The 10,947-nt window shown below is 67.3% G+C and carries 11 protein-coding genes and 1 pseudogene; all 12 read left to right on the forward strand.

The genetic code is table 11. From position 1 onward, the window contains the following. The first annotated feature begins 540 nt into the window (after nt 1-540). The 12 genes and pseudogenes from AC07AB_RS39685 (at nt 541) to AC07AB_RS39740 (ending at nt 10,883) form a co-directional block, all read left to right on the forward strand. Nucleotides 541-930, forward strand: coding sequence for a hypothetical protein (locus AC07AB_RS39685; RefSeq protein ID WP_478577464.1), 390 nt, complete (start codon nt 541-543; stop codon nt 928-930). 157 nt (nt 931-1,087) lie between these two features. After that, on the forward strand, nt 1,088-1,657 hold the full coding sequence (locus tag AC07AB_RS39690; protein ID WP_478577467.1) for a hypothetical protein: 570 nt from the start codon (nt 1,088-1,090) through the stop codon (nt 1,655-1,657). Nucleotides 1,658-1,786: 129 nt separating this feature from the next. Then, nucleotides 1,787-2,731, forward strand: a complete 945-nt coding sequence (locus AC07AB_RS39695; protein WP_478577470.1) for an AAA family ATPase — start codon at nt 1,787-1,789, stop codon at nt 2,729-2,731. Nucleotides 2,732-2,850: 119 nt separating this feature from the next. Next, on the forward strand, nt 2,851-3,543 hold the full coding sequence (locus AC07AB_RS39700) for a hypothetical protein (protein ID WP_478577473.1): 693 nt from the start codon (nt 2,851-2,853) through the stop codon (nt 3,541-3,543). Nucleotides 3,544-3,862: 319 nt separating this feature from the next. Next, complete coding sequence (locus AC07AB_RS39705) at nt 3,863-4,438, forward strand: hypothetical protein (RefSeq protein WP_478577476.1); 576 nt, start codon at nt 3,863-3,865, stop codon at nt 4,436-4,438. 77 nt (nt 4,439-4,515) lie between these two features. Next, a complete protein-coding gene (locus AC07AB_RS39710; protein WP_478577477.1) occupies nt 4,516-5,511 on the forward strand; it encodes a hypothetical protein in 996 nt (331 codons plus the stop codon). An 86-nt stretch (nt 5,512-5,597) separates the two neighbouring features. After that, on the forward strand, nt 5,598-6,119 hold the full coding sequence (locus tag AC07AB_RS39715) for a hypothetical protein (RefSeq protein WP_478577480.1): 522 nt from the start codon (nt 5,598-5,600) through the stop codon (nt 6,117-6,119). A 184-nt stretch (nt 6,120-6,303) separates the two neighbouring features. Next, nucleotides 6,304-7,113, forward strand: a pseudogene (locus AC07AB_RS39720) (site-specific integrase); the annotation flags it as partial. Nucleotides 7,114-7,730: 617 nt separating this feature from the next. Continuing rightward, nucleotides 7,731-9,536, forward strand: a complete 1,806-nt coding sequence (gene ltrA, locus AC07AB_RS39725; protein WP_478577483.1) for a group II intron reverse transcriptase/maturase — start codon at nt 7,731-7,733, stop codon at nt 9,534-9,536. A gap of 229 nt (nt 9,537-9,765) precedes the next feature. Beyond that, nucleotides 9,766-10,026, forward strand: a complete 261-nt coding sequence (locus tag AC07AB_RS39730; RefSeq protein WP_478577486.1) for a tyrosine-type recombinase/integrase — start codon at nt 9,766-9,768, stop codon at nt 10,024-10,026. Further along, nucleotides 10,023-10,361: a helix-turn-helix domain-containing protein gene (locus tag AC07AB_RS39735; protein WP_478577489.1), complete on the forward strand. Its 339-nt coding sequence runs from the start codon at nt 10,023-10,025 to the stop codon at nt 10,359-10,361. The genes AC07AB_RS39730 and AC07AB_RS39735 overlap by 4 nt, the downstream gene beginning before the upstream one ends. 258 nt (nt 10,362-10,619) lie before the next feature. Continuing rightward, nucleotides 10,620-10,883 carry a hypothetical protein gene (locus tag AC07AB_RS39740; RefSeq protein WP_478577491.1) on the forward strand — a complete coding sequence of 88 codons (264 nt, stop codon included), beginning with the start codon at nt 10,620-10,622 and terminating at the stop codon, nt 10,881-10,883. Nucleotides 10,884-10,947: the final 64 nt, after the last annotated feature.

Raw genomic sequence — 10,947 nt, forward strand, 5'->3', positions numbered from 1 at the left:
TAGAGCACCCCGTTGACGACCGTGCGGTGATCCGCCCAGCGCCCACCCGCTCCACCGGCCTCCGGAAGCAGGGCAGCGATGTGCTCCCACTGCGCATTGGTCAGTTCATGCCGCCGCACCATGCCGGGCTCCTGCCCGAAACCACGGCAGATCCACCACCCGGACAAGAACCATCAGACACTGCCTAGTCCAGTCGAGCCGCCCGCGGGACCCTTATGGCTTGCGCCCTCTCGCGGTCGCGACGTAGAGTTTTAAGAGTCATATCGATGGTGAGTGCAGAAAGGAGGGGTGAACGAAAAGGAGGGGTGAACGAGATGCCGGAGTCCGGAGGTCGCGGTCGTCCCGGGAACGCGCGAGGGCGGATTCGTCCGGCCCTTCCCTCGCACGCCACGGCCGTCGGACCATCATCGGCTGCCGCTCGCCAATACCCCGCAACGCCAGCCGTGGCCAGCGCATCCGGCGGCTGCTTATGGTGACGCCTCTCCCCGCCGACGGCCCCCGGCCGAGCGTCGTCCGTCCCCCGACCCTGAAGGATCACTCGTGCATCTGAATGTGGCAAACCCGTACGCCGGCGCCGCCTCCCGGGCGCTCGTCGAGGCGCGGGCATGGGAGACCGTGGCCGCTCGTGCGGCCGGCGACCAGGAACTCGCCGACGCTCTGGCGGCTCTCGACCTGGCGGACGTCCGCGGCGGACTCGACGAGACGGCCCTCCGGCTCGGCCTGCGAGAGGCCGTCGACGAGTTCGAGCGAACTTCGGCGCTGGTGCGGCTGCAGGAACTGCGCTATGAGTCCGGTGCCGGCCCGGACGCGCGATGCCCCTGCGGACACGGCGGTCCCGCTCACGCTCGCCGGCTTGTTGAGGGTCGGCTGCCGTGCTCGGCCCGGGGGTGCGGTTGCCAGGACCTTGTCCTCGTCCGGTCGGCCGCGTGAGGGCCGTCTGGCCGGCCTTCGGTCGCCGAAGCCGGACGCTGGCGCCGGCACGCCCGAAGCCCTGCCGGCTTCGGGCCGTGGCGCTGGGGGGGGCGGGCATGGGCCAACGTGCCGTATCCTCCCCCCGAAGCAAGCCATAAGAGACAGGAATTTCATGATGACCAGCACAGGCGATGCGAGTATCGACCTGACGAAGCGGACAGAGCCTCTCAGCCTCAGCGATATCAGCCGGGCGTTGGGGCTCAAGTCGCGTACGTCGGCGCAGAGGTGGCACAAGCCGCCGAAGCAGGCCGTCATGGAGGGCAAGGGGCCGTCCAACCGGCCGGCGCTGCATGTGGTCGCCGAGGCCATCGGCGTCGAGCTGAGCGAGGAGACGCGGGAGAGCTCGCGGCCGACCTATCCGCCGGAGGTTGTGCTGGCTCTGGGGAAGGCGCTCGGCTACCTCGACAGCCGCGGCCGCATCGTAGAGGAGATCGCCAACAAGGGCCGCGGCCGCTGGCTACCGGTGGAGCCAACGGTCGACCCGGCTACGCGCAAGAAGCGGGTGTACATCAACCACCTCGCATCCGCCCTGAAGACCCGGGTCGAAACGATCGAGATGGCCCTGTACCGGGACCTCGGCAGCTACACCCCGGCCGACGGACTCGACGAGATCGGCCGGTCCTTCTGGTGGGTCCCTACTGCCAACAAAATGCTCAAGCAACACAACGTTGCCGACCGCTTCTGAGCTGCGAGAACAAAAACCAGATGGTATAGTCTTAAGGGACAAGCGGCGGAGTTCCGGAGCCAGTGCCGACTGGACATCACCTACCGGTACCGGAACCCGCCGAAACCCCGACCGGTTCCCGGAGGGACCTTGACGGACACCATCACCCCTTCCCGCCCGGAGGCTTCCGCCCCGCAGCCCAGCCCCACCGACCGTTTCCAGTTCGCCGCAGCCGTGCGTCAGCAGCGGCCCGCGCGCCTCCTTCTCGACGGCCCGCCGGGAGCGGGCACCACGTACACCTCTCTGGCCCTGGCCACGGCGATCGGTGACCGCGTCGGCGTCATCGACGCGCAGCGCGGCCGGGCCGCCGCCTACGCGGACAGGTTCGCCTTCGATACGGCCCCGCCGCTGTCGTACTACTCGCCGGACACCCTGGTCACCATGCTCGCGCACTGCGCCAACCAGCGCTACGACACGGTCGTCGTCTCGAATCTCTCCGCATTCCGGACCGGCTCCGGAGGCGTCCTCGAACAGGTCGCCCGCGCCTCGAAGCGCGGCTCCGCCGGGAAGTGGGGCGCCTGGGACGAAGTCGGCCCCGTGGAACGCCGCATGCTCGACGCGCTGCTCGGCTACCCCGGCCATGTGATCGCGACCGTCCGCGACAAGCTGGAGTATGTCACCGAGCCGGACGACACCGGCCGCGTCACCCGCCGGATCGTCGGCCTGGCCCCCGTCGGCCGCGACGGCATGGAGTACGACTGGGACATCGTGGCCACGATGGACCACTCCCATACCCTCGTCGTGGTCCGCGCCCCCTCTGACGACCTCGCCGGGGCCGTCGAGCCGAAGCCCGGGGCGCGCTTCGCCGCCCGGATCAAGGACTGGCTGGACCGGGGCGAGCCCGTCCAGCCGCCCCACGACCTCGCCGCAGAAGCCCTGCGGCCGAACTTGAGCTTCGAGGAACTGGGCGGCCTGATGCATCGCGTCCGGTTGCGCCAGGCCGAGGGCTACCCGCTGCTCCTGCCCGACGGCAAGGGCACCATCTTGGGCACGTACATCACCCAGCGCGGCAACGAGCTGCGCCGCGACGGCTGACCTTTCGCCGCCTCTCCCGCCGGGCAACCGCATTACCCGGCCCCGTGACATCCACCGCCCGGCGGGCGGTCCGGCCTGCCCGGATACCGGTCCGTCCGCCGCCCCGACGAGAGGATTCAATGCCCCAGACCCTCCACCAGAACGACCCGCCCGCACGCCTCCTCCTCGACTTCCGGTCCATGTCCGACCGCCACAAGGCGGCCCTCGATCCCCTTCTCGACGTCGACGGCTACGTCGACGACGACCACCGCCGCGCGTACAGCCGCCGCAAGCGCACCGACGCCCTGGAAGCCCGGCAGCTCCTGAAGCGGGCCATGAGCATCCTGACCGAGCGCTATGTACTGCCCGACGGCCTGACCGTCACGGTGCCCGGCACCGACGGCGCCTCCCACACCCTGACCACGGGCACGCTCGACGACCGCGCCCGCGCGACCTTCCTGCACGGCCAGTGCCATGCCTTCGCCCGCGCCCTGTCCGACCACACGGGATGGCCGACGGCCGTGATCATCGACAACCACTGCCGTCTGGACCCGGACGTGTGCGCCGTCGAATCCGTCGTCAAGGACGTGTGCGCCTGCCAGCTGGAACACGTCGTGGCCGTTCGGCCGGACGGCGCGCACATCGACATCACTGGCGCCCGCCTGCCCGGCGCCCTCCCCCGCTATGAGGGCCAGGAGGTCATCGCGGCCACCGAGGCGGTCTGGTCCCACATCACGCACTCGCCCCTGTGGCGCGCGCCCGCCGTTGAGATCGCACGCACTTTCGTCCCTCCGCTGCTGGCTTCGCTCGCACCCGAGGAACCCGGCACGTGAAAGACGGCGGAGTGCAGGGCCGGAGCTGGTCCTGCACCCCGCCGCTAACCGGACGGCTTCGGATCAGCCAGCTGTCACCGCGTTCGCGTCCGCGCACACCTTGCCCTTCCGCACAGACCCACCGCTGCGCGGGAGCGGCCTACGGCCCTTTGGCGCGCGCCCAAGGGCCGTAGACAAAGCTCAAGGCACCGCCTACTACTCGCACTTCACAAGAGAACGAACCTTAAGACTTGCATTCGGACGCCGCATGATCGTATGGTCTTAAGAGTCGCCAACCCGGTTCGGGTGACGCATCCCTCCCCCAGCAGACAGGACACGTGTGCCCACCGACGTTCTCACCCGGCTCTTTCAGCACTCCGACGCCGCTGCCCGCAACGTCGTCGAGGAAGTCGCCGTCGCGGCCGGCCTGATGTGGAAGTGCCGGGCCTGCCCCGCTGCCGCCCACCGAAGCGACGAGGAGCTGTGCCACGGATGCGGCCGGGACCGCAAGGGCCACCCCCTGTCCGATGTGCAGCCCGGCCTGTACGGCGCCCCCGACGCCCTGTGGGAGCAGCTGCGCGCGGAAGTCGCCGGCCACTTCCGCGCGGAGGAGTTCGATCTGCTGCCGGACGCCGTGACCTTCGACTGGGAGAGCGAGCAGAAGACGTCCCCCTGGTCGCTCGCCGAGGTGACCATCCACTACGGCGGCCGCAAGCGCGCCCACCTGACCGACTTCGCGGGCACCGAGATCGAGGAACTGCTGGACCAGATCGCCCTGGAGGTCGAGCCCGGCTACCTCGAACACCTGCGGATCGCGCTGCCCGGCCGGCAGGCGCGCGGCCGACGGGCCCGCGAAGACCACTTTGCCGCCCTGACCGCTCCGGCTGCCGCTGAGGAGGCCACCGGTGCCCTCTGACCTCCGGCTGCCGACCACACGAGCCCCGCCCAGCCCAGCCGTCCCGAGACCTGACCAACCGTACGAAGGACAGACGCATGACCGCTCGTCCCTACGTCGAGATCCCCCGGCCGTACGAATACAGCCCGGGCCGCTTCGACGTCGAGCTGGCCTTCCCGGCTTCCGGCCGAAAGCGCGCCGAGCAGCATCAGCACCTCGCCTGGGAGCTCGCCCGCATCCACGACGTTGAAGCCCACACCCCCTACAAGGTCAACCCTCGCTGGAGTGTGTACGAGGAGAACTGGGGCAACGGCGAACGCCACGGCGGCCCCGATTACCGCCGCCTGGAGGTGCACGGCAAGCCCCGTTCCCTGGCCCGCTACCTCGCCGCGCTGCAGCGCGTCCTCACCGCAGTCGAGCGTTTGGCGACCCGGGCCGCCCGCGCCTTCGGTTCCTGGCGGCGCTCCCTGCTCGCCCAGTTGGAGGGACACCTGGAGTACGAGGACCCGACGACGCTGCGCATCCGGGCCCGCGATTTTCGTGCCTCCGCACTCGCTGCGCTGACCGGCTTCCTGGCCCAGGGCGCCGTCGCGGTCAAACACCGCGACCGTTCCCGCCCGTTGTGGGAACAGGCCGACACCGTGGCCGGCGAGATCTGGACGGAGAGCGGCGGCATCAACCCGTGGGTCGTTCCCGAGAACGAGGTCCAGGAACACCTGGAGCGCATGCTGCCCGCCGACCTGTCCGTGGTCGAGGCCCCGGCGCCGGACAGCAACGCGGCTCAGATCCCGGACACGGTGGACGAACTGCTGGAGCTGTCCGGCCCGGCTGACCAGGCGCCCGTCGAGCAGGTTCCCGACACGGCTCATGGAACCCCGTCATCCGCCGACTTCGCCGTGCCCGGACAGGACGGCGCCGGCACGCCGCCCGCCTGGATACGTCGGCAGCACGGCACGGCCCCGCTCGGCGGGCACGTCCCCGAAGGGGTGGCCCGACGGCCGCCGACCGCCCGCCTGCTCGACGACCGACCCGCACCTCTGCCGCATCCCTCGCTGCGCCGCCGGATCACAGACCTCATGACCAGCAGGCGGTAACCGCATGACGCCCGGGCGGGGCCAGCCGTGCGCCCGTTGGCCCCGCCCCTGCCACCTGTAACCCATCCCCGATGAGAAAGACATAAATGACCGACCTGCCCCAGAAGATCACCGAGTTCGCGACAGACGACTACGTAACCGTCACCGGTGTCGATACCCGTGGCCACGACGTCCTCCGCACTGGCTACCTGCTCGCCGCGCCCAAGAAGGTCGTAGTCCAGCGCAACGGCGCTCGCGCCGAGGGCTGGCGACTGTTCGTCGGCCCGGCCGGGTCGGACCCCGCCGAGCGCTCCACCTGGACCACCGTCTTCCCCGACCTCGGAACCATCGAGCACGCCACCGAACCGGAACCCGGCCAGTGGTTCATGACCGAACTGCGGGAGGTACCCGGCGTCCGCGCCACCAGCCACGACACCCGCATCCTGTTCGGCGGCAAGGGCGGCGCGCGCTCCACCAAACCGACCCAGTCCACCCCCGTCAACGTCTACTACACCGACGACGGCGTCTACAGCCTGTGGGACCCGGACACCGGCACCGTGCACCTGTCCTGCCGCCTCACCACCAAGATCTGGTGGGCACCGGCCCCCAAGACACCCCAGACCACGTGAAGGAACGGGCGAGGCCGCCCACCGAAACGTCCGCAGCGGCCCGCACCGTCATCATTATTGGAGTACGCGCGGGTTCTCTTGCGGTCTCTGGAAGGTGCCTCGGTGCACCTCAGCAGGTCAACGGCCTACCTGAATGCTGTCTCGTGATCTCCAGGAATCTGTGAGCAACTTCTGGAACCTGCGCGTGACTCCGGTAATCTGCTACCTCGTGGCAGATTCTGAAACCCGCGTGCTCACCCTCGTTCCGCCGGCAGCGGCTGAGACGGGCTCTGCTCGGCAACCGGTGGAGACCGGTCTCGCCGACGTGATCACGCTCCAGCGACGGCGTGAGGCCCGGCTGTCCGCGCAGGATGAGGAGAGCTTCTTCGTCGACACGATCTCGGAGTATCAGTGGGCTCGGGACGTGGCTGGACTGGCCCCGTCGACGTTGGACAACCTGGTGAAGCCGATCATCGAGATCTGCGACTTTTACGGCGTGATGCCGTGGCGGCTGACGCCGAGGGAGATCGACAGGTACTTCGCCGGCCCCGGCAAACGGGCCCATTCCACGATCCGGCAGAAAATGTGCAAGATCGACAACTTCTTCGCGTTCCTCGAACAGCGCTACGCTGGCGAGATCTTCCAGCGGTTCGGCGCCTCGGTGGAGTCGCCGATCGACCCCTTCAATCGCCCCCGGCACCGGGGTGACTTCGGCCTGCGGGTCCCGCCGTCACAGCGGGCGATGAAGGAATTCTTCGCCCGGTGGCGGGATGATCTGCCCACGGCCCGTAAACAGGCCGTGGCCTGCCGCGACTACGTGATGTCGAAGGTCGCCTACCTGTCAGGGGTGCGGGCGGCGGAACTGTGTGGGGTGAAGGTCGGAGACGTCCACTGGGAGCACGGCCAGTGGGGCCGGTTCCTCGTCCACGGCAAGGCGGCCCGGGGCTCGGGCCCGCGGCAGCGGGAGGCATACCTGTTCCAGGAAGGCCGTGAACTGCTGTGGTGGTACATCGAGGGTGCGACATGAAGTCGCTCAACGTCAGTGGAGGAATCAAGAGGCAGATAACTCCCCGGCCAAGTAGTCACGCGGCCGGTTCCCTAAGTCGGGTGCGGTCCTGGTAACGGGGTCGTGCTAAGCCGACTGACACGAAGCCCAGGGGGCTGCGGGCCATTCGCAGCCAACAGGCACGGGAAAGCTCAAGTGAGTGAACGCAAGTGAACCTCCGATGAGGCTTCGTCATACCAAGGTCGCGCAATGGCATTTGTTCGGCGGCTGAAGGGCCTGGCGTTGGAAAGCGCAAGGTGGCCACCTGCCCCTTCTTGCAGGTGGCTTGACTACCACTGGCCCCGGAGTATAGGAGGCACCCTCCTTGAGCGCATCTGAGCGGAGCGGAACATGGAAATCCCGTACGGGTCCGGCCTCGCGGCCGGTAGGCCGAAGGCAACGACGGTGAACTCCCGTGCGGGGAAGGATGACCCAAGAAGCGAATGCTGCCAGGGCGAAAGCCCATGGGAAAGCGCAGGTCGCGGAGCCTCATCCGCTGCGTATAACCGGGCAGCTACCGACCTCGATGGCCGGACCCGAAAGGGAGCCCACGTGGGTCAGGTGGATCTTTGAAGAGGCGAAGCGAGATGTCAGCACCGAAGTGCAAATTAGACGCGGCAACGGCGAGGGATGCGGAAACCGCGACCCTCGGTCGTGAGCCAGCGAATGGAGCTTCGGACGTCTCCGATGCGCAGTACTGGCACAGCGTCAACTGGCCAGAAGCAGAGGGTCACGTACGACGTCTTCGGCAGAGAATCTTCAAGGCTACGCAGGATGGCGACCTCAAAAGGGTTCGCAATCTTCAGCGACTGATGCTCAAGTCCCACTCGAACATGCTCGTCAGCGTAAAAAGGGTGACGATGCAGAGCGTCGGACGACGAACAGCTGGAATCGATGGCGAGAAAGCTCTCAATCCGTCCACCCTAGGGCGGGTGGGGAGGGGGCTGGCTACTGTCTCGGCCTCGAAATCCAAGCCTGTTCGCCGGGTATATATCCCTAAAGCGAATGGCGCGATGAGGCCGCTCGGTATTCCTGTCCTGAGGGACCGAGCCCAGCAGGCGAGGGTGAAGAATGCCCTTGAGCCTGAGTGGGAAGCGCGCTTTGAAGGGGCCAGCTACGGCTTTCGGCCTGGACGTGGATGCCACGATGCGATCGAGAAGATCTTCCGGACCGTCTCGACCCGCAAGTCGCGGAAACCCTGGGTGCTGGACGCTGACCTCGCGAGCGCGTTCGACCGAATCGACCACGAGTATCTGTTAGGGATGGTGGGCTGCTTCCCCGCCAGGGATGCAATCCAGCGATGGCTGAAGGCCGGCGTGATGGACAGGGGACGGTTTGCGCCCACCGAGGAGGGAACTCCTCAGGGCGGTGTGATCAGTCCACTGCTACTGAACGTCGCGCTGCACGGCATGGAGGAGGCTTTGGGGCGCCGGACAGGAATGCACCGCATGACGCTCCAGAAGTTCCCTCGCCCGGTGCGGTACGCGGATGACTTCGTAGTGTTTTGCCACTCGGAGGAGGAAGCGGAGAATGTGAAGCTCGTACTTTCCGAATGGCTGATGCCGAGAGGGCTTACCTTCAACGAGCAGAAGACCCGAGTGGTCAAGCTCGAAGACGGATTCGACTTCTTGGGGTTCAATGTTCGGAAGTACGACGGCAAGCTGATCATCAAACCGAGCCGGGACTCCATCCGTAGGATCAAACGGGAGATGAACGCAAGGGTCAAGGCCCTTCGGGGAGCTCCTGTCGAACAGGTCGTCAGAAGCCTGAACCCCCTAATCAAGGGATGGGCCACCTACTACAGAGGAGTTGTCTCCACGGAGACCTTCGCCTCACTCGACCACCATGTATGGCGGTTGACGTGGAAGTGGGCCCGATGGCGCCACCCCAAGAAGTCCAAGGCATGGATCGTGGACCGCTATTGGGGGAAGTTCCATCCCCAGCGGAACGACCGCTGGGTATTCGGCGACAAGGACACGGGAAGATACCTGTACAAGTTCGCTTGGACCAGGATCGTGAGGCACATCCCTGTGAAGGGGGCAGCGTCGAAGGACGATGCCAGCCTCTCGGAGTACTGGGCCAGCCGTACGCGTAAGCGCAAGCACCCACAGGCAGACGGCCCCAATGTCTACCTGGCTGCGCGACAAAAAGGGCTATGCCCTCTGTGCGGTTTGGACTTGATCGCGGGAGCGGGCCACGAGCCGGATAACGTGCGCGAATGGGCACGCTGGTTCGACGCGAAAGCCCGAACCCTCAACAGGCATCATGTCGTGTACCGAAGCCGAGGTGGATCGGATGACCGCTCGAATTTGGTCCTCATCCACTCGGAATGCCATCGCCAGCTCCACGCTCGCGATGGCGGTCCGAACCCGGGGAGGAATACCTGTATGTAAGCCCTGGGGATCTGCTTGAGCCGTGTGCGTCGACGAGGCGCACGCACGGTTCTGAGAGGGGCCTCGCCCTGAGAGGGGCGGGGCCTACCCGACAAGTCCGCGGGGAATTCGGCGACGAGGCCGACCACCCACAGGCCCCGCTCTGACCCTCGGAACGCAGACCGAAGGCGGGGTGGCGGCTCTTAATCTGCCCATCGCCCCGGCGATCGGGCCGCCAGCCTTCCGTAAGGTGCTGCACACCGCGGCGACGGCTCACCTGACCGGATCGGTCACTGATCTCCACCCGCACCTTCTGCGGCATGCGTGCGCGACCCACAACTACGAGCGCGGTATGACGCTCTGGGAGGTGCAGCGAATCTTGGGCCACGACTGGGCGACTACGACACTTCGCTACATGGCGACTGCTCATGCTGATCCGGAGCATGCCAGTCTGGCAGCGAGTTCGCGGGCCGCTCAGCGGTTGGTGATGGACAAGGGGAGCCTGCGGTGAAGTGGAATCTGCGGATGGTGGCCGCTCAGCGTGATCTGTGGCGGCCTACAGAAGTGCTGGAGGCATTCAAAACGGTCGGCTTCACGCCGTCGCTGAGCAAGGTCGCGGCGATGTGGGGCAACACGCCGGTGACCGTCCGACTGGACGACCTGGACAAGATCTGTGCGGCTCTGAACTGCACTGTCGGCGACCTCCTGCAAGCGGAACCGCTGGCCGACGGCCAGGTGCTACCTCAGGCTCAGCCCGAGGCTGTGGGCGCTGAAGACACACTGTCCGGCCCGGTGCGGCCGGTCGCCCGCAAGAAGACCGGTCCACGGTCGCTGCCGCCGAACTGAGCCATGGGACGAGACACGCGAGTACGGCAGTGCGCCGGCTGTCTGGGCTGGGGTGCGTTGGGCAACCGGCATGAGTGCCACGGATGTGTGGGCTGGCGCAAGCAGCACCCTGAGCAGGGACGCTGCGTCCGTTGCCGGCACGAGGCCCACGTGAACACCGACGGGTTGTGCCGGGCGTGCCTACACGCGATCCGCGTGGAAGTGGACACCGAGTGGGTTGAGGCCCCGCAGACGTCGGGCGCGAGGGATCGGCAGCTGATGCTTGTGATCTACGGGCTGCCCCGGCAGCCGGCCCAGCCGCTGAAGAAGTACGGGCGTCGCGCGACCGTCGGCGGCCGTGACCGGCTGCGGTGGCTGGAGCATCAGCATGCCCTAACTGGTCCGGTCCGGGATGATCCGGAGGTCTGCCCGCCCGCAGTCAAGGGGCAGACCGCCCTGTTCACGGTCCCGCGCTACCTGCCACTGACGATCGTCCGGCGCATCTTGCACCGTGAGGTTCCCCCGCTGTGCGGGAGGTGCTGATCAGCTGGTCAGAGTGGGTTGATGGATGTCCAGGTTCGTCGGTTCAGCCGTCGCCTGCTTGGTG

Source organism: Streptomyces sp. NPDC044033, from assembly GCF_056434425.1.

Excerpts from the sequence above, each read along its gene's own strand:
- AC07AB_RS39690 (WP_478577467.1), top strand. The coding sequence starts at position 1,088 with ATGACCAGCACAGGCGATGCGAGTATCGACCTGACGAAGCGGACAGAG.
- AC07AB_RS39700 (WP_478577473.1), top strand. The coding sequence starts at position 2,851 with ATGCCCCAGACCCTCCACCAGAACGACCCGCCCGCACGCCTCCTCCTC.
- AC07AB_RS39710 (WP_478577477.1), top strand. The coding sequence starts at position 4,516 with ATGACCGCTCGTCCCTACGTCGAGATCCCCCGGCCGTACGAATACAGC.
- AC07AB_RS39715 (WP_478577480.1), top strand. The coding sequence starts at position 5,598 with ATGACCGACCTGCCCCAGAAGATCACCGAGTTCGCGACAGACGACTAC.
- ltrA (WP_478577483.1), top strand. The coding sequence starts at position 7,731 with ATGTCAGCACCGAAGTGCAAATTAGACGCGGCAACGGCGAGGGATGCG.
- AC07AB_RS39740 (WP_478577491.1), top strand. The coding sequence starts at position 10,620 with ATGCTTGTGATCTACGGGCTGCCCCGGCAGCCGGCCCAGCCGCTGAAG.